This window comes from Streptomyces showdoensis (assembly GCF_039535475.1).
GTDB lineage: Bacteria > Actinomycetota > Actinomycetes > Streptomycetales > Streptomycetaceae > Streptomyces > Streptomyces showdoensis.
This window is the reverse complement of sequence record NZ_BAAAXG010000008.1, coordinates 1-23,166: the sequence shown is the minus strand read 5'-3', so window position 1 is coordinate 23,166 and position 23,166 is coordinate 1. Positions and strand designations below refer to the sequence as shown.

General features: G+C 67.8%; 22 protein-coding genes and 3 pseudogenes. 14 read left to right on the top strand and 11 right to left on the bottom strand.

Annotated features, from left to right (window positions below):
- Positions 1 to 48: 48 nt before the first annotated feature.
- Genes ABD981_RS04650 through ABD981_RS04640 form a run of 3 tightly spaced genes read right to left on the bottom strand, consistent with a single transcriptional unit; the run spans position 49 to position 3,169 of the window.
- Entirely contained in the window at positions 49 to 867 is an 819-nt protein-coding gene (locus tag ABD981_RS04650; RefSeq protein WP_123955139.1) for an AAA family ATPase, read from the bottom strand.
- Positions 861 to 1,658, bottom strand: a complete 798-nt coding sequence (locus ABD981_RS04645) for an AAA family ATPase (protein WP_046911502.1) — start codon at positions 1,656 to 1,658, stop codon at positions 861 to 863. Before ABD981_RS04645 ends, ABD981_RS04650 begins: the two co-directional genes overlap by 7 nt.
- Complete coding sequence (locus ABD981_RS04640; protein WP_046911518.1) at positions 1,655 to 3,169, bottom strand: Mu transposase C-terminal domain-containing protein; 1,515 nt, start codon at positions 3,167 to 3,169, stop codon at positions 1,655 to 1,657. The genes ABD981_RS04645 and ABD981_RS04640 overlap by 4 nt, the downstream gene beginning before the upstream one ends.
- Before the next feature lie 892 nt (positions 3,170 to 4,061).
- Here ABD981_RS04640 and ABD981_RS04635 point away from each other — a divergent pair.
- From ABD981_RS04635 to ABD981_RS04625, 3 genes are all read left to right on the top strand, one after another.
- A complete protein-coding gene (locus tag ABD981_RS04635; protein ID WP_131723937.1) occupies positions 4,062 to 4,310 on the top strand; it encodes a hypothetical protein in 249 nt (82 codons plus the stop codon).
- Positions 4,311 to 4,329: 19 nt separating this feature from the next.
- On the top strand, positions 4,330 to 4,614 hold the full coding sequence (locus ABD981_RS04630) for a hypothetical protein (protein ID WP_046911503.1): 285 nt from the start codon (positions 4,330 to 4,332) through the stop codon (positions 4,612 to 4,614).
- 117 nt (positions 4,615 to 4,731) lie between these two features.
- Positions 4,732 to 4,857, top strand: coding sequence for a hypothetical protein (locus tag ABD981_RS04625; protein WP_276205615.1), 126 nt, complete (start codon positions 4,732 to 4,734; stop codon positions 4,855 to 4,857).
- Positions 4,858 to 5,059: 202 nt separating this feature from the next.
- On the opposite strand, the gene ABD981_RS04620 is transcribed toward ABD981_RS04625, so the two are convergent.
- The 3 genes and pseudogenes from ABD981_RS04620 to ABD981_RS04610 form a co-directional block, all read right to left on the bottom strand.
- Positions 5,060 to 5,791: a DUF2625 domain-containing protein gene (locus tag ABD981_RS04620; RefSeq protein ID WP_046911504.1), complete on the bottom strand. Its 732-nt coding sequence runs from the start codon at positions 5,789 to 5,791 to the stop codon at positions 5,060 to 5,062.
- A gap of 158 nt (positions 5,792 to 5,949) precedes the next feature.
- A complete protein-coding gene (locus ABD981_RS04615) occupies positions 5,950 to 7,191 on the bottom strand; it encodes an IS110 family RNA-guided transposase (RefSeq protein WP_046911519.1) in 1,242 nt (413 codons plus the stop codon).
- A gap of 407 nt (positions 7,192 to 7,598) precedes the next feature.
- Positions 7,599 to 8,367 (bottom strand): annotated as a pseudogene (locus ABD981_RS04610) (IS5/IS1182 family transposase).
- Positions 8,368 to 8,691: 324 nt separating this feature from the next.
- Between ABD981_RS04610 and ABD981_RS04605 the strand changes: the two are divergent.
- The 6 genes from ABD981_RS04605 (at position 8,692) to ABD981_RS04580 (ending at position 13,111) form a co-directional block, all read left to right on the top strand.
- Entirely contained in the window at positions 8,692 to 9,381 is a 690-nt protein-coding gene (locus ABD981_RS04605) for a hypothetical protein (protein WP_345528011.1), read from the top strand.
- A gap of 54 nt (positions 9,382 to 9,435) precedes the next feature.
- On the top strand, positions 9,436 to 9,780 hold the full coding sequence (locus ABD981_RS04600) for a DUF6479 family protein (protein ID WP_345528009.1): 345 nt from the start codon (positions 9,436 to 9,438) through the stop codon (positions 9,778 to 9,780).
- A 1,058-nt stretch (positions 9,781 to 10,838) separates the two neighbouring features.
- Complete coding sequence (locus ABD981_RS04595) at positions 10,839 to 11,081, top strand: hypothetical protein (RefSeq protein WP_046908791.1); 243 nt, start codon at positions 10,839 to 10,841, stop codon at positions 11,079 to 11,081.
- 7 nt (positions 11,082 to 11,088) lie between these two features.
- Complete coding sequence (locus tag ABD981_RS04590) at positions 11,089 to 11,445, top strand: DUF2071 domain-containing protein (RefSeq protein WP_338058642.1); 357 nt, start codon at positions 11,089 to 11,091, stop codon at positions 11,443 to 11,445.
- A gap of 320 nt (positions 11,446 to 11,765) precedes the next feature.
- Complete coding sequence (locus ABD981_RS04585; protein WP_240495295.1) at positions 11,766 to 12,089, top strand: hypothetical protein; 324 nt, start codon at positions 11,766 to 11,768, stop codon at positions 12,087 to 12,089.
- Positions 12,090 to 12,502: 413 nt separating this feature from the next.
- Positions 12,503 to 13,111: a hypothetical protein gene (locus ABD981_RS04580; protein ID WP_240495294.1), complete on the top strand. Its 609-nt coding sequence runs from the start codon at positions 12,503 to 12,505 to the stop codon at positions 13,109 to 13,111.
- 10 nt (positions 13,112 to 13,121) lie between these two features.
- Here ABD981_RS04580 and ABD981_RS04575 read toward each other — a convergent pair whose 3' ends face one another.
- Both ABD981_RS04575 and ABD981_RS04570 read right to left on the bottom strand, forming a co-directional pair.
- Positions 13,122 to 13,883, bottom strand: a complete 762-nt coding sequence (locus tag ABD981_RS04575) for a transposase family protein (protein ID WP_123954628.1) — start codon at positions 13,881 to 13,883, stop codon at positions 13,122 to 13,124.
- A gap of 375 nt (positions 13,884 to 14,258) precedes the next feature.
- Positions 14,259 to 14,468 (bottom strand): hypothetical protein, encoded by a 210-nt coding sequence (locus ABD981_RS04570; RefSeq protein ID WP_165590958.1) that lies wholly within the window; start codon positions 14,466 to 14,468, stop codon positions 14,259 to 14,261.
- Between the two features lie 108 nt (positions 14,469 to 14,576).
- Between ABD981_RS04570 and ABD981_RS04565 the strand changes: the two genes are divergently transcribed.
- The 5 genes and pseudogenes from ABD981_RS04565 to ABD981_RS04545 all read left to right on the top strand — a co-directional run bounded on the left by ABD981_RS04565 (position 14,577) and on the right by ABD981_RS04545 (position 20,071).
- Positions 14,577 to 17,504, top strand: a complete 2,928-nt coding sequence (locus ABD981_RS04565; RefSeq protein WP_240495293.1) for an NACHT domain-containing protein — start codon at positions 14,577 to 14,579, stop codon at positions 17,502 to 17,504.
- A 175-nt stretch (positions 17,505 to 17,679) separates the two neighbouring features.
- Complete coding sequence (locus ABD981_RS04560; protein WP_240495292.1) at positions 17,680 to 18,042, top strand: hypothetical protein; 363 nt, start codon at positions 17,680 to 17,682, stop codon at positions 18,040 to 18,042.
- Positions 18,020 to 18,235, top strand: a pseudogene (locus ABD981_RS04555) (helicase associated domain-containing protein); the annotation flags it as partial. The gene ABD981_RS04560 and the pseudogene ABD981_RS04555, both read left to right, overlap by 23 nt.
- Before the next feature lie 39 nt (positions 18,236 to 18,274).
- A complete protein-coding gene (locus ABD981_RS04550) occupies positions 18,275 to 18,955 on the top strand; it encodes a helicase associated domain-containing protein (RefSeq protein ID WP_240495291.1) in 681 nt (226 codons plus the stop codon).
- A 528-nt stretch (positions 18,956 to 19,483) separates the two neighbouring features.
- A complete protein-coding gene (locus tag ABD981_RS04545; protein WP_420865743.1) occupies positions 19,484 to 20,071 on the top strand; it encodes a restriction endonuclease in 588 nt (195 codons plus the stop codon).
- 621 nt (positions 20,072 to 20,692) lie between these two features.
- On the opposite strand, the gene ABD981_RS04540 is transcribed toward ABD981_RS04545, so the two are convergent.
- The 3 genes and pseudogenes from ABD981_RS04540 to ABD981_RS38760 form a co-directional block, all read right to left on the bottom strand.
- The gene (locus ABD981_RS04540) at positions 20,693 to 21,313 is read right to left on the bottom strand and encodes a ParB/RepB/Spo0J family partition protein (protein ID WP_240495290.1); all 621 of its coding nucleotides are present in this window, start codon (positions 21,311 to 21,313) and stop codon (positions 20,693 to 20,695) included.
- A gap of 135 nt (positions 21,314 to 21,448) precedes the next feature.
- Positions 21,449 to 22,278, bottom strand: a pseudogene (locus ABD981_RS04535) (IS5 family transposase).
- Positions 22,279 to 22,305: 27 nt separating this feature from the next.
- A complete protein-coding gene (locus ABD981_RS38760; RefSeq protein WP_382747609.1) occupies positions 22,306 to 22,515 on the bottom strand; it encodes a DUF5959 family protein in 210 nt (69 codons plus the stop codon).
- Between the last annotated feature and the right edge of the window lie 651 nt (positions 22,516 to 23,166).

The window sequence follows — 23,166 nt, the reverse complement described above, 5'->3', positions numbered from 1 at the left end:
GCCGGCTTTCCGCCCTCGTCCGGGCGATGCTGCTGAACTTGGGTGCGGTCACGGGCGCCGTCCGCCGTCGGCTCGGTCGGCCACAGCCTGCAGCATGACCCGGTCTGGCTTCTTCGCCCCGTGGGCGGCCATCGCCCGCTGGGTGTGCCGGGTCAGCACAGCCCACCGGCGCAGCACGCCGCCGGCACATCGGGCGTCGAGTGCGTCGAGGTCACCGGGCGCGACGCCCTGCCACAGCGCATGCAAGGCGGGAACCGCCTGCGGAATGCGGTCGCGGGTGAGCGGCTGCACACAGAGCCAGCTCGTCGTGCGGGTGGCGAGCATCCGCTGGGCACGCAGGAAGCGTTCGCCGCACGCCGGGGCGGTCAGGACCACGCACAGCCCCTGGGAGAGCTCGTCGTGCAGGAATCGCAGATACTCCCAGCACGACGGTGACAGCCGGTGGGCGTCCTCGACCACGACAATCCGCGGCCCCTGCGCGAGGGCGCGGCGGATCAGCGTGTCGGCAGGGGCGGGGTCGGCAGGCGCCTGGCCGGGGAGCCTCAGTGCCTCGTGGAGGGCGTCACGCAGGTCTGCCGGTGACGGCTGAGCACGAAGGTCCAGGGGCAGCAGCTCGCCGAGGCGGCGTGCGGCAGTGTGGACGGCGAAGGTCTTGCCGACCCCGGCCTGTCCCAGCACGCACACGAACCGGCCCTTGGCGTAGGCGTCGGCGAGCGCATCGCCCACGGCAAGCAGGCCCGGGGTGAGCAACGTGCGCAGACCTGGGGTGCCAAGGAAGTGCAGACCTGTCGGGGCAGCGTGTCCCATCGCATCGAAGAGGTCCGGCGCAGCGGCGGCACTCTGAACAGCCAGCGCAGTGGTCAGCAACGGTTCAGGGCCCAGTCCACGATGCGGTCGTCGACGTTGTCGGCCTTGAAGTGCTCCATGCCTTTGATCACGTGCTTGGTGACCTTCGCCCACTCACGGAAGGACCCGAGCGCGTACTGGGTGTCGACCCGCTTCAGCAACGCCTCCTGTACGCCTTTCCATACCGGGTGGGAGTCGGGCACGACCTTGAGGACCTCGTCCTCCCTCATCGCCGGAATCTCCAGGCGGATATAGATCCGCGAGGCCAGCGCCGGGTCGCTCTGCAGCGTCTCGTACGCCTCTCGGCCTCCGACGAAGACGATGGCAGGCTTGGGATCGCAGGTGTCCCACAGCTTGCGCAGGAACTCGAAGTTCTCCCGCCGGTACTGCTGGGCCTCGTCACACACGATCACATACGGGCGCCGGGGCAGCGTCTCGCGCAGCAGCTTGTCGAACGCGGTCGGCGTCCCCGGCATCTTGCAGGACAGATTCATCTGGTGGAACAGTTCCTCGCGCAGGTCCTTCGGCCCCGGGCGGGAACGAGCGAAGTCCAGCGGGAGGATCAGATCTGGGTTCATCTCCTGGATCGTGGCCCGGGTGCCGAAACTCTTCCCCAGCCCCGCGTCGCCGTAGATCACCGACATGGCCCGCGATTCGACGGTGTCGACGACGGTGTCCTTGATCTGCAGCAGCGTGTCGGTGGCGACCAGTGAGGAGTCCTTAAGGCCGAGGAAGAACTGCGGGCGCAGATCCGGACGGCGCGGCGGCCCCGACTCGGGCGGCGCGGCAGAAGTGGCGGCGGTGGTGGTCATGCGTCCTCCGAAGACGGATCGGCGGGGGCAGTGGCCTGGCCGGGGCGCACCCAGCCGGCTGGGACGGGCGTCAAAGGCTGATACGGCTCCACGCGCCGGCGAGGCGCGGCAGGCGCTGACCGGCTGGGGCCCGCGAGTTCGGCGAGCGCCTCTTCCTTGGTCATGCGGGTCGCAGAGACAGGCAGTTGGGGTTCGGTAGCCGGCAGATAACGGTCGTGCCTGCGCTCACCGGAGCGCTTGAGGGCCCGGCGCAGCTCAGCGCTGTGCTCCCGGCGGTCGGCAAGGACCTTGGCGCGCAGCTCCTTCGTGGCCTCGTCACTGAGGAACGCCCGGCCCAGGTAGCGGTCCCCGCGGAAGGTGTACAGGTCGATCTCGTGGCTGTGGTGCGGCATCCACCGCACCCGTACCTCGACCCCGATGCGGCCCACACCGTTTTCCGGCATGTAGCAGCGGCCCGCGAACTCCACCCCGTGGCTGGTGATCTTCCGAAGCCGGTGATCACTCTCCAGCATGAACGCGCGCAGCTCGGCCGGGGTGGGCTCGGGACGGATCTCGGTCGGGTCGGCCAGCCACGCCTCCAGCGGCGTCAGCCCGGTGCGCTTCACCACGTGCTGGGTGTTGTGCTCGGTGACCCACTCCCCCAGGAGCTCCACGAATGCCTCGAAGGTCAACGGCGGGTCCGTCTCGCCGACACGGCGGCGGTGATCGAGCAGGGGCGCCTTGGTGTAGCGGGGCAGGTCGGCGAAGAAGCGGGTCACGCCGGTTCGGTTCAGCCGCTCGACACCGCCCTTGTGGCGGGCGCTGCGCACCCGGTGTGCAGGGACACCGAGCAGGCCGAAGGCCCGCCGGACTGTCTTGGACAGGAAGTCGGCACCGCCGTCGACCCGTACCAGGTGCGGCAGTCCCCCGGCCGGCCCGTAAGGATCCTCCCGCAGGACCGAAGCCCGCACCGCCGCCAGGACCGAGCCGCGGTGCGCACTGCCGGCGGTGACCGCCCAGCCCATCACATAGCTGGTACCGCGGTCCTCGAACCAGGTCACCCACACCTTCGACAGCTTCTTGTCGGGCATCATCACGACGAGCGGAGCCTGCTTGTGATCCCCCTCCCACACCTGGTTCCGGGCCACCGCCGGGCGATGGAAGGCGGGGTCGAAGCCGCGGGCGGCCGGAATCCCCTCCCGCAGACCCGCCATGAAACCAGGGTCCAGGTCACGGGCGATCGCGTCGTGCAGCGTGGTCAGACCGACCGGCTTCTCCCCCGCCGCCTCGGCCACGCGCACCAGGTACTCGTGAGCGCGTTTCACATTGCCCTGGTGGTCGGCGAGGACTTCGATGATCTCCTCAGTGATACGGAACCGCCTGCGCTCCGGCTTCTCCGTGCTACCCGTCTCCTCCGCGCGGGCCAGCCAGCGCCACACCTGCCGCACGCTGACGTCCACTGACTCGGCGACCAGCCGTACATGCGCCGTCCTCAGCTCCCCCGCCCCACGCAGCTGCAGCAACCGGGCCACCGCAGCGGGCCGCAACTCGTCCCGATGCCGCCCCAAGCCCGCCTCCGCAGCCTCCGGGGCGACATCCCCTCTCGTCACCGGTGCCGGCAGCCGTAAAGCGGGCGGGCGGATAACGGCATGGTGATCACGTACAGCCTCCAGCAGTTAACGGCGTTGCAAGATAGCGAAGTCCAGCCAGGCGACCGAGCGAAAGATGTGCCTGACGTGAGACTAGATCCGGCACCACAGGCAACCACCCGGCCGATCACCACGACGGGTGACACCCATCCGTTTCACTCCCACCCCCTCGCCGCACGCGCTACGTAAAGCACGCCGGGCGGAGCAAGGAACCGCAAGCGCAGTCCACAGCCCGAAGGCGCCCATCTCCAGCGGAAGAAGCCCCCCAAGCGACAAGGCCGTAATCACAAAGGAGGTTCGGCGAACGTGACACCAGCCGATACGGCTTCACGTCACTGCAACGCTCGGAGAACTGCCACCATGATCAACCGATCTAGCAGCCCTTGAACAGCACGAACACGTCTACACGTCAGTGACGTAGAACGCCGAACATCCCAGTGACATCACGACCGAACCTCACATGATCTTGTTCTGGAGCGAGGTTGCTGACGGGCCGTCACTACGGGTACGGGTCGCGACCTGTCCGTTTCGCCTACGACGAGGAGCTCCAGACATGAACCGAATCCGACGCATCCTCTGCGCAGCGGTCTCTGCGGCCACTGCGGGGGCGCTCCTGCTGGGGGCTGCCCCGGCAGCGTTGGCCGACGCCGGCTCCCCGGCCTCGTCTGCTCCGGGGGCACTGCCTGAGGGGGCGCTGTGGGAGGCGTCCGGGCCCGCTCCGGGTCCTGGCGGGACGCCTCAGATCACTCCGTACTGGGAGTTCAACTGGGGGATCGTGACCGGGACGCTGTATCTGAACCGCAACGAGACACGTAACGCCCGGGACGCGGGGTACATCGTCGCTCTCGGGGCGGCTGTGTGCTCGGCCGCCGGCGGTATCTGCATGCCGATCGCGGCCCAGGCCGGCGGCATCGCGATCGCGGCGGGCCGGTACTACGAGGAGGGCAACTGCGTGAAGCTGAAGATCATCGGCCCGACGCTGAAGCCGGAACGCCAGAAGCGCGCCGCCAAGGGATGCTACTGATCACCAGGGGGTATGTCCGATGCGCTGGAACCCCAGCGACGGCCTGTACGCGGTCTTGCTGATCTGCTGGGCGGGCTACTTCGCCCTCCTGGCCTACCAGCGCGCCCGCCGTGACCGGCAGGCCACCGACCGGCTGATCCTCAAGCACCCCAACGTTTGGGCTGCTTTCCATGGCCTGGGCGCCGGCATCCTGCTGTCCTTCCTTCACCCCGCGTACGGGCTCCTGGCCGCCGCGGTCGTCTTCGGCGCAGTGCGCTGGACCGCGCCGAAGACAGCCCGGCGGCGGACCACCCGGACACGCTGACCCCCGGTGGCCGCTTGCCCGGCCGGGCAAGCGGCCACCGTCAGGGCCGTTCACCGCGGAGCTGGACCTCGCGGCGGCACTCGGTGCAGTCGGGCAGACGACGCGGCGTGGCGGCGGTTGTCGTACGACGAGGAGACCACCGTCCTCGCCCTGTCGACCGCCGCGCGCGGGGTCGCCGTGTGGGGCGTGGACGGGACGATCGAGCGGCTGCGGGCCCTGCGCGAGAGCGTCTCGCGGCCGTAGGGCCGGCGGTGGAGGTCCCCGCCGGCCGCGCCCCGGCCTGGAGAGAGAAGACCTCCTTGCACGGCTACGCGTACAAAGACACCTCATGCAGTTAAGCCGTCAAGCCGTGGGGTGATCGCCGCCCCATCGCGCCCGCACAACATCGGCCGAGTTGACCAGCTCCGGGCCTAAGCTGACGCACCAGGACGGTCGGCGAAGCCAGTCACAGGTCGCCCAGGAACCCCGGATCGGACGGCCCCATCTGGCGGGCGAAGTCCGCTGCGACTCCCAGCACCTCGCGCATCGGCACAGGTCGCCGACTCGTGGCTGCGAGATCGGCGTGAGCTTCCTCGGACCACAGGAACGGATACACGGACAGGCCCTGCTCGAAAGCCAGGGCTTCGGCCTCCTCGCGCCAGCCGGGCCAGCGCGTTCCGTCATAGAAGGTCTCCAGCCTGCCCGAGAGCAGCCAGGAGACCCACCCGGAGTGGCCCATCTCCATCGCCTCCCACTCCAGAGTGTCGGGAGCGAAGTACGTCATCTGTCCAGGTGCCCCGGGGCGGCCCGCGGCCGCAGGATCGCCACCGTTCAACGCGAAGACCCCTCCGACGATGTCGTGGCCGACGACAAGGCCTGTCGCAGGATGCCAATTGGGATCGAAGTCCGTGGGGAAGCGGTTGACCTGCGCCAGACTCGGAAGCCGCCCACCCTCGACCGAACCCGAACCCCCGCCGAACACTCGCAGCCACCCGTTGTCCACGAGCAATCCGCCGGTGTGCAAGGCCAATGCGCCCAGCGCCGATCGTGCGGTGACCTGCATCTGCAGAAGGCACCGGCGGCTCTCACTGGGGTCTCCGGGCAGCACGTGGACCGGCACGGAGCTCGCCCTGAGAGCCCCCTGCAGCTCCGGCCACGCCGGATCTTCCACATTGACCAGTTCATCGATGCCTCGCATCCGACGATGGTCGCACCTTCCGGTATCGCCTCATCGTGTGGGCTGGACAGCGGTCACTCGGAGGACGGGACGACGAGCCGGGCGGCGATCGTTTGCGCTTGGGGTCTCAGGGGCGTGGTCGTCGCTCGGCCGCCCCCGGACGAGCTGTCCCGTTCATTTCACCTAGCGGCTGTCCCGGCTCGTAGCGGCTGTGTGGGAAAGGCGATCGATTCATCGAAGGGAGTGCGCGCCAGGAGGCAGTGGTGGAACTGGCCGAGCATCCGGTTGAACAGGTGCCGCAGTGCCTGCATGTGCCAGTCCCCTCCCGCTCGGCGGCGCCGGTAGTGGGCCTCCGCCCCGGTAGAACCGCTGATGGAGGCGAAGGCCCACAGGTGGCCGACGTGGTTGAGCCGGTTGTTTTTCACGAACCGGCGGCCGACATAGCGACGCTTGCCAGAGGCCCGGGTGATCGGGGCCGAGCCAGCGTAAGCCTTCAGCCCACCAGCCGTGGCGAACCGGGTCCGGTCGTCTCCGATCTCGCCCAGAATGCGGGCACCGACCTGAGGGCCGATGCCGGGAAGGCTCAGCATGATCGAGGCGTCCGGGTGCGAGCGAAAGGCCTCCTCAGTGGCCCGCGCCAGGTCGTCGACCGCCTGGCAGGCCGCGTCCAGCTGCAGGAGCAGGGCCTGTGCCTGCTTGCCCATGGCGTCCTCAACGAGGGGCAGCTGCCGAGGGGCTTCCTCGCGGAAGAGCTGCTGGATTCGTTCGGCGTCGGTTTCGATGCCGCGGCGGCGGCCGGCTCGCCGGAGCATGGCGGTCAGCTTCCACATCTGCAGCTTGGCGGCCAAGGCAGGTGTGGGTGCGACGGCCAGGATCCGGCGGGCATCGGGGCGGGTCAGAGTTCCCTGTTTGTCCCGGAAGGCCTCGATCATCGCCGGAAAGTATTCCCTGAGCAGGGATCGGAGCTGGTTGGCGACCTGTTGGCGGTTCCAGACCGCGTCCTGCTGTGCGCGGGCCAGGACGGCGACCGCCTGGGCCAGGTCGGTGTCGGCGGGCAGCGGGCGGTGCATCGGAGCGTCGGTGCGGATGATGTTCGCCAGCACCAGGGCGTCGCCTGGGTCCGACTTCTTGCGGCTGACGCCGTGCCGGTCACGGTAGCGGGAGGCGGCCATCGGATTGGCGGCGTAGATCTGCCGGGGGCCCTGCCTCAGCGTGGCGACCAGTAGGCCGCGGCTGGTCTCGATGGCCACCGGGATCGGCGTCTCCGCGGAGTCGCCGTGCTCGACCAGGAGGTCCAGCAGCAGCCGGTAGCCGTCCAAGTCATCATTGATCCGGCACTTGGCCAGCAGCTTGCCGGTGTCGTCCACGAGCGCGACGTCGTGGTGTCCCTCCGCCCAGTCGATCCCACAGAACACGTCCACGAATCCCGCCCCTTCTCCGGTGCTGATCTCGAAGGCGAGCACGCGGGGCCGCACGGCGCACTAATTCCAGGGCTCCAAGGCCCGCCACCTCATCAGCCGTGCGCGGCACCGCCAGACCGCACGGGCGCACGCCGTGTCCAGAGCTCGAAGCTCGTGAGGAGAAACGCGTCACCGTGCGGCAGCTCATCCATCGAGGATCCCGAACCCGACGGGCCCGCGGGGCAGAACGTGCGAGGACCGGCCGGCGCCCAGCGCCACCAGTCTTTACAAAGGCCTCGCACGGTCGGAGGTGTCGTAGGGGTCACCACGGCACCGACCGGACCACACACGTCCTGCCCCGGGCTGAACAACGCCGCCCCGGGCCCATCAGAGATCCAGGACCTCTAATTACTGAGCCTTTTCCAACCTCACGCTGACGCGTGGTGAAGGACGAGGACGGCCTTCACCACGTCGGTGATTCGGTTGGTGCTGCAGCGGAGCTTCCGCAGGAGACGCCAGCCCTTCAGGGTGGCCGTGGCCTGCTCGCCGAGGCAGCGGATCTTGGCGTGGGTGGTGTTGTGGCGGCGCTTCCACCGTTTGAGGAGCCGGCCCCGAAACGGTACGAGGACGGGGTTGCCGGCGCCTTGGTACGCCTTGTCCGCCCAGCATCTGAGTCCTGCTTCGGCGAGGGCTTCGATGATCCCGTGCTGCCGTGCGGCGGTCAGGTCGTGGGTCGAGCCGGGCAGAGCCGGCGAGGCCCAGAGCAGCCGTCCGAGCGGATCGGTGAGGACCTGCACGTTCATGCCGTGGCGCTTGTGCTTCCCGGAGTAATGGGGGGGGGTCGGCGGCGATGCGGTCGATCGGCAGCAGGGTGCCGTCGAGGATGACGAACGCCTTCTCCCGGATCGTCCGCATCGCCTCGGCCAGGGACGGGGCAAGGCTTGCCAGGGCCTCGACGGCTTCGCGTATGTATCGGTAGGCGGTCGCGATCCCGACGCCGAACCCGGCGGCCAGCTGGGCGTAGGTGTCACCGCATCGCAGGTGGGCCAGGGCGAGCAGAGCCTGTCGCGAGGCGGGAAGGCGTCGCCAACGCGTCCCGATCTCCCGCCGCCTGGCCTCCAGCCGTCCGGTCAGGAACCGCAAGGTGCGGCTGGACAGATCAAGCTGCTCACCACGCGGGGGCGGTGAACAGACGATCTGTGAGGCTCACAGGTACCGCCAGCTTGGAAAGAGCTCAGTGACAGCAGTCAAATGAGCCTCATGCCGCACCGACGTAGCCAGCAACTCCACCGAGCCGAGTGGTGCTCCCGGAGGAAGGCGAGCTGCTGCTGGACGCCGGACGGCATCAGCCGCGTGCACTCCTGCCGGCGTATTTCTCGAAGTGCTCACCCACGTACAAGTGAACGTGCTCAGTGGAGTGCCGTATCGGGCGGGGCAGATGGCCAGGCAGTGTCGCGCTGTGGGCCCAGGTGGGTGAGGGGTGTGCCAGAAATTTGCGTGCAGAGGCTACGAGCTTTTGGCATGATCGCCCGGTTGTCCTACCGTGCCTGGTTCTGGAGGAACACCACGGCTATCAACTACGAGCTCGCTCCGGCCTGGCTGCCGTGGTCTGCCGTCGATCCCGACCGCATCGCCTTCGCCTGGGACGAAGCGGAGGCATCCGAGATCACCACGGTGATCGCCTCGATGGTGCCTCCTGACGATGCCGGGTGGGAAGACAAACATCGCTTCACCACCGAGGTCACGGCGCTCCTGGCCGCCCGATACGGCCGATGGACCTGCGGCTGGCATTGGGCGGTCGGCGAGGGTGGCGGCGGTGGCGTCGTCACCCACTGGTGCTGCACCTCCCATTCCATGGGTGGGCCCGCAGCAACGGCCGCCAAAGTGGTCGCGTCGCTGCTGGAATGGCGCGACTGGCTGGAGGAGTTGGCTGAGCGGTTCGAGCGGTTGGCTCCATCCAGCGGAGCGAATGCCGAGGATCGCAGCTGGCACCTGGAACGGGCGGCCATCCGACTCGTGACCGTGGTCATGGACCGCACGGGTGCCGAATGCGGCTGGTACGGACTGAAGCGACCCAGACCCGGCCCCCGTCCCTCCCGCACCACACCCTCAGACGGTCGGCCGTCCTTCAGCCCTCGCACCCCGCCGAGGGCAGTCATCTGCCCTGGAGGAGGCGGTGACCACGCGCGGGGACGGTGGGGGGGTCTCTGAGCGCTCTTCTTCCGTCATGTCTTCCTGCCGGCGCCTGGCCGATTTCTCCCGAAGATGGACTTTTCGTTGTTTTTGCATCCGTCTGCGGAGCGGGGGCTGAAGCAGGGGCAGATCCATCGCTTCGCACCACGGGAGGCCGCTGTGCTCGTTCTGATCGGAGTGATCGTCGTCGCCGTGCTGATCGGCGCCTTCGTCCTGGGGTCCAAGGTCCGCGACGAGGAGACTGCGCCGCCGGATCCCGCCTCGCATCCTCTGCGCCCCCTGACCGACCGTCTGCCGGGCGAGATGTCCGCGTACCGAAGGCCCTTCGAGGTGCCCCGCACCGACTGGGCCAACCGGCTCCGGCCGCATCAGCTCGGGGCCAGCACAGAGGCATCGCCGGTACCCCCGCAGGAATAGCCGCGGTCGGGCCGGGGGCTTCCGGGCGACGGCAGGATCCGGGCGACGGAGCGCGGCCCCCCGGGGTGAGCCCGGCACGTGCGGCTGTGTGACCGGACCCGTTGGGAAGAGGCGCATTTTTCGCTGCACCATCAGTGCGTGTTGCCCTGATGCATCGGTGCGGCGAACGTCAGGAGGAACGGTGACCCTGCCAGAGGAGCATGACATGGTCTTCGCACCGTATCCGGCTTCGGCGCAACGCAGCCGGCAGGCGCCGCCCGCGCATCCGCTCACATCTGCCTTCCGGGCCGGCAGTTCGGCGAAGAAGCACCGTGCCCCGGAAGCGGAGCCCGCGAGGCGGTTCGCCGGCGGCGATCCGCCCGCCTCGGTCCCCGCACTGCACGGACAGCGCTCTCCGCTGGTTTCCCCGCCTGCCCGACGCCCCGGCAGCACCCGGGACGCGCAGGACGTCACCCCACCGGTGTTCCGCTCCGCCCGGCACGGCCGCGCGCTGACGGATCAACCACAGGCGGCGCGTGCCCCGGGAAAGGAGGAGGGCGCTCAGACACTCAATCGCGTGCCCGTCCTGAAGGGCTCGGACCGACGTCACGCTCCCTCTGCGGTGGACCGCGTACGCCCGCCCGGGCCGAGGACTCCTCCGCGGGAGACAGGCGCTCACCCTCTCCGTCGCATCACTCCCACGCTCTGTCAAGGAGATCTCATGTCCCCTGCCGAGACCCACACGCCCGGCGCCTGCACCCCAAGAGCAGGCCTCTACGAGTGCGACTGCGCCGCCGGGCACCTCTGGCTCATCGATCTGGCCGGTCACGCCTTCCCCTCGTTCCCACCCGGTTGCTCCGCCGGCCTCTGGCGGGCGAAAGACCCCGGGACCACTGCCCCGGCCGGCCCCGAGAGCGACTCGAAGCTGTGAGAGGGCCGGCCAGGGCGCTCCGCGCAGCGCCCCAGCCCCCAGGCCGGCGCCACCAGCGCCGGCCGACGACCACGCGCTCCTGAGCGGACCTGTCTGCTCACTCCCGAGCAGACGCCCTCGTCCTACTCGACGAAAGCGGGAAACCAAGATGATCGTCAAGAAGCTCCACGAAGCAGGAGTCACCAGCGAACACGCCTACCTCGCGGCCTTCGGTTCGATCGGGCTGTCGCTCGCCTCGTGGCTCACCTCGCGGCGAAGCGAGAACCTGGAAAGGGCCGACCGGTGGGGAATCTTCGTCGGCGAGTGGGCGCCCACGTTCTTCGCCCTGGGGCTGGCGCTGGCGAACTACGAGCGGGAGGAAACCCCTGTAGGCCCCGCCGACGCCGGGTAGCACCCCCATGGTGACGCCGTCGGGCAAGGAGGAGAAGAAAGCCATGGCGAGGCCGCGCCGCAGTTGCGATGGATCACCCGTGCGCCGGGCGGAGCGATACGCGGTGCCGCAGCCAGTGCCGGCGGCCGCTCCACAACACTCTTCCGGAAGCGTCTTCCGCCAGCGATGGACCGATCTGGTGTTCGTGCACTGGGAGACATCGCCAGACGCCGTCGCCCATCTGTTTCCCAAGGGAACGCAGCCGGACGTACTCGACGGGAAAACCTACGTCGGCCTCGTCTTCTTCGGCATGCTGTTTTCGACGGCGTGTTTTGACCCCACTGGAACGGTTTCGCCTGGCCCCACTTTTGGGCCGTGTGGGTGACGGGTCAGGGCGGTGCCTCGGAGGAACGGTTTGAGGTGGCCCCACCCCTCGATCGGGTGACGTTTGGCGGGTGTCCTGGGACGGAGCCGGTCAGGTGCGGCTGGCGATCGGCGGCGGCCGGTAGCGTGTGGTCCACGGAGCCCGCTCGGCTGCTTCCTCTGACAGGAATGCGGACGGGCGAGCGCCTTGTTGCCCCCGCCGATGAGGTCTGCTCGGGTCGTGTTCGATCGCTCCCAGGATTGTCTCGACTGAGCGCCGCGAGATGCGTGGCCCAGGAGTTAGGCTCCGTTCGAAGTTCGAACGGAATCCAGGGGGCGAAGATGAAACAGTGGCCTGAGGGGCCTGCCGCTGATCCGGAGGCGGCCCGGGAACGCTATGCCACTGATATGCGAGCAGAGCGCAAAGCTCTGCGAGAGGTGTTCAGGGCCGATCTGCCGGCCGCGCACTTCGGCCTTGGGATCGTCGTCGTGGCGAGTGTGGTCGTGGGCTTGTTCGCGGGACCCATCGTCGGAGCCCTCGTGGCTGGCTCCTTTGCCGCTCTGTTCCTTGTCGCGCTGGTGGTCATGCTCCTTCGTGGCATCAGGAGGCTGGACGCAGGTCGGCGGGCCTATCTCTTCACCTTCGGCTGGGCGAACTGGGTCTAGGGAAGGCGTGGGCTGGCCGGCATCGGCCTGGAGCGTGTCGACGTCGGGGACCGGGACCAGGTGCGAGCGGCGGAACCGGCCGCCCTCGTGCTCGACGCCGCCCTTCTCGTGGGCGCCCTCGATGCCGGGGCGGCAATAAAAGGCGTCGAAGCCGATCTTCCGTGGGTTCAGGAAATCTGAAGGCTCCGTAGCGCGAACTCAGGGAGGGGCTCGGTGACTCTGCCGCGTGAAAGGGGCCGGTTGCCACAGCGGAGCCCCGGTAGTGGGCGACGGACCTGTATCCGGCTCAGGTAGAGCATGCTCGGGCACCGGCCCATGACCGCGATCCGGTGGCATCTGCGGGAGACTGTGGGGTGCCTACTTCCAGATCGCTTGCAGCCCCCGACGAGATACGTGCGTATCTCATCGATCAGTTGAATCTCGCCCTGTGCCGTCCCGGAATGTTCGGGAAGGAGTCGGAGCTGGCCCTGCGCATGCTGATCGACCACTTGTCGTTCGTGGAGTGCCAGCCCGAGGCTTTGGCCGAGCAGCAGCGGGTCTGGAAAGAGCGCGGCGCCTGGTCCAGCACCGGCGTCGCGGGCGTGTTCCGTGATCTGATCCCGGAGCGCTATTACGAGTACGGCATTGCCTCGGTGTATGCCGAGTTCGCACACCGCCGCGGCTGGCTCAAGCCCGACCGCGTACTGGACCCTGACGAACACGCAGTTCTGCGGGGTGCGGTCCGCCAGTGGGCAGGCGAGGACCGCGTGTGGACGGACGTCGTCGACGAGTTCGGCATCCCGTCCATGCTGTTCGGCGGCAACAACCCCTACTACGGCAAGACCCTCAGCTACCTGACTGAGAACCCGGAGGAACCGATGGTGTCCTTCCATCTCTGGAACGGTAGTGCTCCGGGAGCCGAGCAATCATGGCCACCTCCGCACAAAGAACCCCTCCTGCTTGCATTGCGCTTCGGAACGGGGTCCTTCCGCCAGACCTTCACCTTCACCCCGGAGGGGCGGCGACGGCTCCCTGTGGAGTAAAAGCTCAAGATCAGCGGGTGCTCGGTGCCTGCTCTGCTTCCGATTCGGTCACTGCGCTGGTGTAGCGGAGGCTGGCCTTGGCGCCGAGGGAGAAGACGTCGGCGAGGTGGAGGGGGTCCGCGCCGTTGGCGAGGGCTTCTTCGAGGATGCGGTCCTGCCTCAGTTGGTCGACGCCCACGGGCAATTCCCTGACCAGTCTGTCCATCCAGAACGTGCCCACGGCCGTTGCAGTGGTGGCGGTGTTCCTGGTGATCAGCAGATGCGGGTTGGTGCTGTTCGGCCATCGGCGCTGACGGTAGGCGAGGCACTCACTGATTACCTCGGCTGTGTTGTCGTCCAGGGGACGGTTCAAGCCTTCGGGGACGATTCGCAGGACGGTGCTGCGGCTGACAGGGACGCCGATCAGTCCAGCGAGCCGTTCGCCCGCTCGCCCAGCAAGTGCCAGGCCCAGCGAAGCAAGCGTCGACCGCAGCCTCTCGGTCCAGCGGCCATGCCGACGCGTCAGCCCTGGAATCCGTTCCACGAACGTCCGCCGCCGGCACCCCGGCGTCTCGCAGGCGAAGCGGCGCACTCGCAACGACAACACGACAGGTCTACCCGAGACCGGCAGATCGCCGGGAAACCGCAGGTAAGAGCCGTGAATGCGAGACGACCATGATCCACAACCTGGGTACGCAGAACCGTCGGCCGTACTGCGGAGCTCGACGCATAGGCCCTCGTCACCTGTGTCGACGGAGGTCACGGCAACGTCGGCGAACAGCGCGAACAACATCTTTGAAAGGCACGTCCTGGTCCTGGAGCTTCACCCTGCCGTGCATCAAGCCCGCCCCTTTTCAGGCAACTTCGCGTTCGAACCGACCTCTCCCGATAGTCACGGATGGTGATCACGCCACAGAACTTGAGCCAGAGCCGCTTCTGACCTACGTAGCCACCCCACCGGCCGCCGAGGCGCGGACCGTCAGACGGCCATACGACCAGGTGACATCCCTGCCAAACACACCACACAGAACCGCGCACTATGGATAATCCCTGTCCTGTAGTCGACGCCCTGACGCTGGCCGCGCTCCAGCGCTGAGGAGTAACAGCGCCCGGCCACGGGCGGGCGCCATGGTCTCGCCTGCAGGCCTGGGACAAAGTCATCTTCGGTTTACAGCGCCGCGAGGACGAAGGTCAGCAGCGCCAGGGACAGGGTGACGCTGCCCGCGAAGGCCACGGCACCGCGCAGCAGAGCGGTGGCATAGGTGGCTCCGTCGATACGAGCGAGCAGACCGGCCGCGGCTCCTACGAGCGTGCAGAAGAGCGCGACGACCGCCAGGAGCAGGACCAGGAGCATCAGGTGGATGGATGAGGTGTTCATGCCTTCTCCCCAGAACGTTCGACGACGGTGACTCCGGGGAATTTCGCGGTTTCGGTGTTCACTGGGGTTCAGGGCGAACAAAGATGAACGAAGACGGTCGCCCGGGGGATGGAGAAGCAGGACATGGGGGACGCGCACGAGGACCCGTTGGCGGAACTCGCGCTACGGTTGCGTGCCCTCAGGGCGCAGCGGGGTCTGCAGATGAGCGGGTTGCAGCAGCGGACCGCGCTGGGGCGGACAACGGTCAGCCAGGCGCTGAACGGCCAAGTGGTTCCCTCTGAGACCACGCTGGTGGCCCTGGCGAAGGCGCTGGGCACGGATGTGGAGCCATTGATGGCCCTGCGCGAAGCCGCTGCCCGCGTACCCCAGGTGTACCAGGGCTCTCCAAGGAGAGTCACCCGCAGGCCGGTGCGGCCCAGGGTGCAGCCTTCGTTCGAGGAGCGGTACCTCAGCTACGTGACGGAACGGCATTCCCAGCTGACCGTCGTAGGGCTGGACCTGAGCCGGCCGGAACGTGCGCGCTGGCCGCTGGACGCGGCGTACTTGAGCTTGGAACTGGCGGAGCGGCCGGAAGACTGGCCTGCAGGCAGTGAGGAATCGAACCGGCCATCCGTCGTGGTGAAGCGTGCCGAGCACGCGTTGGCCGACTGCCGACGCGTTCTTCTGCGAGGGCTCGCTGGCAGCGGAAAGACAACGCTGCTGCAGTGGCTGGCTGTCGCCACGGCGCGCGATGAACTGCCGGAAGAACTGGCGGACTGGAGGGGGCGGATTCCGTTCATCCTGCCGCTGCGGACGCTGGTGAGGCGTGGACCCCTTCCGGAGCCACACGATTTCCTCTCTGCGGTCGGCACCCCCTTGGCCGCCTCACAACCTGAAGGCTGGGCCGATGCCGTACTCGCCAGGGGGGAGGCACTCGTCCTGGTCGACGGCATCGACGAGGTTCCTCAAGAGCAGCGAGGGGCCACCCGGGACTGGCTCGAGCGGCTCTTGGCGGCCTACGGGGACGCACGCTTCGTGGTCACCACGCGTCCGTCCGCTGTACCAGAAGGCTGGCTGACTTCGTCGCGCTTCACCGAACTGTCAGTACGGCCTATGAGTACCGCTGACATCGGAGTCTTCGTCGGCCGGTGGCATACCGCCGCCCGGCACAGCGCAGCAACCGACGCCGAACGGTCACAGCTGAATGCTCTCGAAGCAGCGCTCCAGGTGACAGTGCGTGCTCAGCGTGACCTGGCGCAGTTGTCCAGCACACCCCTGATGTGTGCGTTGATCTGCGCGCTGCATCGGGACCGCCGCGGCCACCTGCCCCACAGCCGCATGGAGTTGTACGAGGCAGCACTGTCGATGCTGCTGGTGCGCCGTGACCTTGAACGCAGCATTGATGTCCCGGAAGGCATTCAGCTCACCGAACACCAGAGCGTCCAGCTACTGCAGCGTCTGGCCTACTGGCTCATCCGCAACCGCCAGACCGAGATGGAACGGACCACCGCGATGGCCCTGGTCGACGACGCGCTGCCGGCCATGCCGACTGTGGCCGAGCAGGGCACAGCCGACCAGGTCCTGACCCACCTGGTCGGCCGCAGCGGGCTCCTGCGCCAGCCCACCATGGACACCGTCGACTTCGTCCACCGCACTTTCCAGGACTACCTCGGGGCCAAAGCCGCCATCGAAGCCCACGACTTTCCCCTGCTGGTCAACAACGCACACGACGACCAGTGGGAAGACGTCCTGCGCATGGCCGTCGCCCACGCCCGCCCAGCCGAAAGCGCTGATCTACTCCGCCGCCTCGTCGAACGCGGTGATGCCGAGGGCGAGCACAGGGGCAGACTCCACCTCCTGGCTGCCGCCAGCCTGCAGTACGCCACCGAAATCGAACCCGAGGTCCGCAGACTGGTCGAACAACGTGCGCGTGTCCTGATGCCTCCCCGCTCCCCGGAAGAGGCGACGACACTGGCCGCGCTCGGGCCAGGCATCCTGGATCTGCTTCCGGGGCCCGAAGGCCTGGAACATGACGAAGTAGGCCCCGTCATCCAGACTGCCGCCACCATCGGCGGCGACCATGCTTACGCCTTCCTCAGCCGCTTCGCTCAGTCACTGGCTCATGAGTCAGCACCCTACGAACTCGTCGACGGCTGGAAGAACTTCGATTCTGCCCCATACGCACGGGACATCCTGCTCCCCTTCAGGGACTGCCTACCTCTAGTCGTACACACTCATGAGCAGCGCAACGCCCTGCGGCTACTGGCCCCCATTTACGATGTCACGTTTCAAGAAGCCTTTACCGCAGAAGAAATAATTGAACACCTCTCACCCGAGCACACCCATGAGCTGAACGTCTATTCCGGCCAAGTGCTGACAGACTTGAAATTTGTCCGGCAACTCCCCGCTTTGAAGGAACTGACCCTGTCTGAGTGTGAACAGCTCACACACATTGAAGACCTTGCCGGACTCCCACTATCAAGCCTGAGCCTCCTACAGTTTCCAAACGGGGTCTCCTTCGATGCTCTGGCTTCACTGCCGGAACTCACGAAGCTTGCCCTCTACGCCCGCCTGCCATGGACCAGCCTGGAGGAGATGCCTGCACCGCTGGACCTGACCGCACTGCGCCTAGCCCGCTGGATCGATACACCCCTACGAGGCGTCTCCAAGTGGCAGCAGCTGGAAGAATTGGTAATCAACTCAGCACCCACACCTACAGAGTGGCGAGAAATCTCCTCCCTACCGCACCTGACGGAACTCTACATTTCTGAGTATGATCTCATGCAGGCCGCACCCATACCCCACGTGACATACCTGCAATTGTCACCCCTCGACGCAGATGCGCAATTGCACCTCGTCCCTGACATATTTCCTAACCTGAAGAAACTCTTCGTCAACTGCCGCGCATCGCTACCCGATATCACTGACATCACTCCCCTTGAGCGGATCGACGGACTGCAAGTATCTCTGCACTACGCACAAAGCGTCGTTGGCCTCGAAGGATTTAGCCCGGATGCTGTTCACCTGTACCCACGACCCCGCATAGCGAGTACTTGACCCATTCGGCTCAGATACGCGCGAACAAAGTCCTACGTGCCCCGTGACGACCCGTCAGTCTGCGTGGCTCGCTCGGCCCGCTCTCTGTCAGGCGCACGCTCTCCGAAAAACCAGAACAAACGTCACTCACGCTCTCCCCCACCTCTAGATAATCGACACCCGGGAGTGCGAGGGCGTGATCTTCTGCGACGTCCGCGGCTCGATGCCGGACCTGGTCCAGGCCGTCGGCCGCGCCCTGCGGATGCACCCCGGGCAGGGCAAGATGGCCACTCTCCTCGTGCCAGCCTTCCTCGCCACCGGCGAGACCACGGAGTCGCTGCTCACCTCCCCCGCGTACGCGGGCCTGGCCAAGCTCCTAGCTGCACTGCGCGCCCACGACGCCCGCATCGAGCAGGTCACCAACCCGGGCAACCCGACTTCTGCACGCCCCGACAGCCGCACCCCGGAACCCGCCGACCGTGACGGTGCCCCGGACGACGGCCAGGACACGGTGAGCGGCCCCGGCCCGCGAGCTCCTGCGTTTCTCGCAGCCCCGTGAGGCGCACCAGCTGGCCAGCTTCGTCCAGCTACGGGTCCTCAACGCCGAGCGGGTCCAGTGGCGCCGCGGCCTCCAGGCCGCCCAGCGCTACCGGGCCGAACACGACGACCTCCGCGTCCCGTACGGCTTCCGGACCCCCGACGACTGGTCTCCCGCCGGCTTCCCGCTCGGCATCTGGATCGCCGACTGCCGCCGCCACCACAAGGCCGGCAATCTCGACGGTGCCCGGATCGTGCAGCTGGAGAAGCTCGGCATCCTCTGGAGCCTCTTCGACGCACGCTTCGACGAGGGCCTGGCCGCGGCCGCCGCCTGGGCCGCCGAATCCGGCGTCGGCCTGGCCGCCCCCGTGGACGCGGACCTCGACGGCTACCCCGTCGGCCGGTGGCTGAAGAACCAGCGCGCGGCCGCCCGCAGGACGAAGGCGCCTCTGTCCCCGGAGCGCCGTGCAGCCCTCGCGGAGATCGACCCCGGCTGGTGCCCGGAGTGGAGCATCGACTGGCAGCGGTCCTTCCGTCTCGCCCAGCGCCACGTGAACGCCGGCCGTGCGCTCCCGGCCAGTCCCGGCCTCCCGGTCCAGGACGGCGAGGACCTCGGGCGCTGGGCCGCCGCACAGCGCCAGGGATTCGGGAAGCTGACGGGCGAGCAGCAGGAGCTGCTCGCCGAGCTCGGCATCACGCCGGCTCCCGCGCCCGCCAAGCGAACCCGGGAGGAGATGTGGGCGCACAACCTGCGGGCTGCTGCCCAGTTCCGCGACCGAGTCGGCAACCTCGACGTACCGCGCAGTCACACCGAAGAGGTCGATGGTGAAGCGGTGCGGCTCGGTGCCTGGATCAGCCAGCAGCGCGTCAAGGCCGAAAAGCTGTCGGTGCAGCGGGTCGAGGAGCTGTCGGCCCTCGGCATGCGCTGGTCGTAGCGGACCACGCCGCAGCTCCCCAATTGGGGAGCCCAAGGCAAGATGACCCGGCCCGGAGACCCAATCTGACAAATTCGGCAATCAGAGTTGAAAAGCGACGCCCAGAATGGGCCCTACGCGCGACGAACTCGGTGTGCCCGGTGTGGATCGACCTTTGATCACCTGGGAGGCCCGTAGACGGCTCCTCATGGCGTTTCCGATCCTTGGAGGGGCCGCCGATTGCGGCAAATGGGTGTCCTGGCGCCGCAGCGACACCTGCGCGCGGATCCGGCCGACTGAACCCATCGCAGTGCTCCTCGTTGGGCAAGCCTCCCGCTGCGTCTGTTCGGGAGGCGGGCAAGCTTTTGGGCAAGCCGCTCTGAGGAGGCTGGTTGCAGACTCCCACCGCCGGTGGGAGGCGGCCGCTCGCTCACCGGCGCCTCCGGGGCCCGCGCGCCGTACCCCGTTCGAGGAAGGCCAGCCATGACCGGACGCCGGTACCCGACGCGCACCGCTGCTCCGCGACGACCAGGACGAGGGCGCCGAACGGTGCGCCGAAGGAAGGGAGGCCAGGGCAAGGACGCGGCCGGCCTCCTGGCGGCGGCCGCGCTTATGTCCGTCTTCGTTCCGCAGGCTCGGCAGTGGCTGGAGCTCCACGGCTCCGGCATTGCCGTGGTCGCCGCCGCGGCCCTCGTTGCCGGGGTGCTCATCCTGCTCCTCGTCAAGGCCGTACGGTGCGGCTTCTCGACCTGGGCCGGACGGCGCCGTCGGCCGGAAGGCTGGGACATCCGATTCCTGGACGGCCTCCATCACACCGAGTTCGAGGAAGCCGTGCGGGACCTGATGCGCCGCGATGGCGCCCGCGATGCCGTCCGCGTGGGTGGCGCTGGCGACAACGGCGCGGACGTCAAGGGCACCGACCCGGTGGGCCGGCGCTGGGTCATTCAGTGCAAGCACCGCCGCGACGGAGCGGCAGGAGCCGCAGTCGGCACGCCGGACCTCCATGTCCTCAACGGGACCGGCCGCCTGTCCACGGGGGTGATGTCGTCGTCCTCGTCACCAACGGCAGGATCACCGCGCCTGCGGTCAAGTTCGCCCGCAGCCAGCGCCTGCACTTGGTCGACCGCGCCCTTTTGAACGTGTGGGCTGCAGGTACCTCTCCCCTGTGGGCTCTGCTGTCAGACCTGCCAGCCCCCCCCCGACAGGTCGGGCCGTTGTCTCGCCGAGCGCGTCCACGGCGTCTCCGGCATCCGCTTGGCTGGGACCCTGCCCGGCAAAACCTTGAGTTGGAACGCAGGAAGCCGGGTCCTTTGTCGACCCGGCTTCCTGTCCCGTGAGGGGTCAGATCCTGCTGTGAAGCTCCTCAATCAGCGCTTCAAGCTCCTCGGCAGAGAGGGCCTGGACGATGTTGTCGGCCTGCTCCTGCGGGGTGGCGCCGAGGTGCTGGCGCAGGCGCATGGCTGACTCGGGGATCGGGTGCGGGACCGAGGTACTTGTCCGGATCCGTGGGTTGTTCGGTCTGCGCGGCGGTACGTCCTGGCGGCACGGAGTTGTTAACCGCGGTCAACACTTCCGCCCCGCCAGGCAGGGGATCGGGCCGAGCCTCGGACTGGGGGGTCGACTCCTCGCCCCGCCGCGACGGGGTTGTTGACCGCGGTCAACAACCCCGTCGCGGCGGCTGACTCCAGCATCGCCCTCTTCTGCGCCTTGGCTCTGGCCTCCTCCGCCTTGTGGGCTGCGAGGAGCTGGAAGAGCTCTTCAGCAGAAGGCGCGGTGGGGGGCTTTGAGGCGCCGGGCCATCCCGACCGCGTCCCTGGCCGAGGTCTCTCCGGTGCTGACGGATGCACGGACCTCCGCCGGCAGGGCGAGCAGGCCGAGCTGGTTGGTAATCCACGCTCGCGACTTCCCGAGCTGCTCGGCCGCGCGGGCCTGGGCTCCGTGCCCGCCGCTCTTCTCGGCGCATACGTCGACCAGCTGCTGGACGCCGGTGGCGCGCTCGACGGGGTCGAAGTCGGCGCGGTCCAGGTTCTCCTTGAGCAGCCGGTTGAGGAACTCCTCCCGGCTGTCCGCGAACTCGTCCCGGATGACGAAGTCGAGGGTGGGCAGCTCGACGTGCATGGCGCTGCGGAAGCGGCGCTCACCGTTGACGAGAACGTACTCAGCGTCGCCGATCTGCGCTGCGTGGTCGGGCCACAGGGACAGGTACGCGGCCCGGGTCACGACAACGCAGGCTGCGAGCTGTGCCTGGCGGAGTTCCTCGCCGAAGCGCGCCTGCTCTTCCGGGCTCCCGAAGTTCCGGCGCGGGTTGAGGGGCGTGGAGGAGACCTGCGCGAGGGGGATCTTGATGATGGCGTACGAGGGGATACGCCCTTCCGCCACGGCCTTGGCACGTCCGCGGTCGCTGAGGGCGGGTCCTACCTGGATGGCGGATGCCCTCTGGAAGGACGGGGCCATCCCCGCGTGCGCGGGGAGCAGATGACCGCGCAGAGCCGCGCTAGGTTCTGTCGTCAAATGTCACGCCCACATCAGGAGTGATGCGAGGGTGACGGCTGCTTCGTAGGACTGGGCGGTCTTGTCGTAGCGGGTGGCGATGCCGCGCCACTGTTTCAAGCGGTTGAAGCAGCGTTCCACGACGTTGCGGTGCTTGTATGCCTCGCGGTCGAAGGCCGGCGGGCGGCCTCCGCGGCTGCCTCGCCGGACCCGGTTGCGGACCTGGTCGGCACGCTCGGGAATCGTGTGCGGGATGCCGCGGCGCCGCAGCCAGGCGCGGATCGCTTTCGAGCTGTAGCCCTTGTCGCCCAGGACGTGATCGGGCCGGGTCCGGGGTCGTCCCGGGCCAGTCCGGGGCACCCGTATCTGGTCCATCACGGCGGTGAACCGGGCGCAGTCGTTGGTGTTGCCGCCCGTGACCAGAAAGGCGAGCGGGCGGCCCCGGCCGTCACAGGCCAGGTGGATCTTGCTGGTCAGACCGCCTCTGGACCGGCCGAGGGCCGGGTTGCGGAGCCCCCTTTTCGGGCCCCGGCCGCATGCCGATGAGCGCGGACGACGGTCGAGTCGACCGACACCAGCCACTCCACGTCGCCTGCCGCGTCCGCCTTCGCCTGGGCGGCCCGCAGCATCCGGTCGAACGTGCCGTCCGCCGCCCACCTGCGAAAACGCGTATGCAGCGTGGCCCACGGACCGTAACGCTCAGGCACATCCCGCCAGGCCGTCCCGGTCCGGAACTTCCACACGATCCCGTTCAGCACCCGGCGGTCGTCCAGCCGCTTCCGCCCCCTCAACGACTCGGGCAGCAACGGCCGGACGAACTCCCACTCAGCATCCGACAGTTCATGGCGACGTATCACAACACCATGATCCACCAGGCAAGATCATTTGAAGATACTGCCTAGCAGGCCTCGATGGGTTGCAGTCCAGTCGTCGGGCAGGGCGATGGGCACCCATACGGTCGTCATTGAGACGAGATCGTGTTTAACCATCACCTCGGGGTACTCACGCTCGTCGTTCAGGTGGATGCAGAGAGACGGCCTGCGCTGGACATGCAGCCAGGCAATGGCCTCGCCGACCCCTAAACAGTGCAGAGCCTCGGCTCACGCGCCTGCTGCCTGCTGTTTGCTGTCTGCTCATAAGGCCAGTTGATGACGTCATAGCCGTACGGCTCCTAGAAGGAGATGGCCGGCCGGGAAAGAGTAGGGGCACGGAACGCCTCGCACCTTCCCGCGCCACCACCCCCGGCGCACCGGCTGGCCTTTCGGTCCATCACCCCGGACCAGATGGGTACGCGTCGGCCTTGTCAACTCGACACCGGCCTCGCGGCTTTCGTGACGGCCACCCGGGGTTCTCAAAAATGGCCTGCCCCAGCGACGCGTGGTGCAGCGTGGGGGTCTCTGGTCCGGCCGCCGCGGAGCACCACAGGCGGTCAGGCTCTCCCGGCTCGGAAGGCAGACGAAGTCCTGAGGCTTCCTGGGTGCCGGGCTACGGGCGACGCCCGGACGTCAGAGGGGAATCGGTTGGCCGGATCCGCGGAATCCGCGTGCAGTATGTCAAATTTCTCAGGATCTGCTCAGCAATCTGACGAGGCGTCATGTCTTTTATTCATAGAATTCAATTCGATTTGGAGATCTCCATGCGTAAGCGACTGATTACGGCGGCTATTTCAGGCGGAATCATTCTTGGTGTAGCGGCTCCGGCAACGCTAGCCATGGCTGCTGACGAGCCTCTGGCGGTGAGCA

Bases quoted from the DNA above. Each gene is read 5' to 3' on its own strand.
- ABD981_RS04570 (WP_165590958.1), bottom strand. From the start codon at position 14,468: ATGAACACCTCATCCATCCACCTGATGCTCCTGGTCCTGCTCCTGGCG.
- ABD981_RS04605 (WP_345528011.1), top strand. From the start codon at position 8,692: ATGATCGCCCGGTTGTCCTACCGTGCCTGGTTCTGGAGGAACACCACG.
- ABD981_RS04620 (WP_046911504.1), bottom strand. From the start codon at position 5,791: ATGCGAGGCATCGATGAACTGGTCAATGTGGAAGATCCGGCGTGGCCG.
- ABD981_RS04600 (WP_345528009.1), top strand. From the start codon at position 9,436: ATGGACTTTTCGTTGTTTTTGCATCCGTCTGCGGAGCGGGGGCTGAAG.
- ABD981_RS04565 (WP_240495293.1), top strand. From the start codon at position 14,577: ATGGAGAAGCAGGACATGGGGGACGCGCACGAGGACCCGTTGGCGGAA.
- ABD981_RS04575 (WP_123954628.1), bottom strand. From the start codon at position 13,883: ATGTTGTTCGCGCTGTTCGCCGACGTTGCCGTGACCTCCGTCGACACA.
- ABD981_RS04630 (WP_046911503.1), top strand. From the start codon at position 4,330: ATGCGCTGGAACCCCAGCGACGGCCTGTACGCGGTCTTGCTGATCTGC.
- ABD981_RS04595 (WP_046908791.1), top strand. From the start codon at position 10,839: ATGATCGTCAAGAAGCTCCACGAAGCAGGAGTCACCAGCGAACACGCC.
- ABD981_RS04645 (WP_046911502.1), bottom strand. From the start codon at position 1,658: ATGACCACCACCGCCGCCACTTCTGCCGCGCCGCCCGAGTCGGGGCCG.
- ABD981_RS04590 (WP_338058642.1), top strand. From the start codon at position 11,089: ATGGTGACGCCGTCGGGCAAGGAGGAGAAGAAAGCCATGGCGAGGCCG.
- ABD981_RS04585 (WP_240495295.1), top strand. From the start codon at position 11,766: ATGAAACAGTGGCCTGAGGGGCCTGCCGCTGATCCGGAGGCGGCCCGG.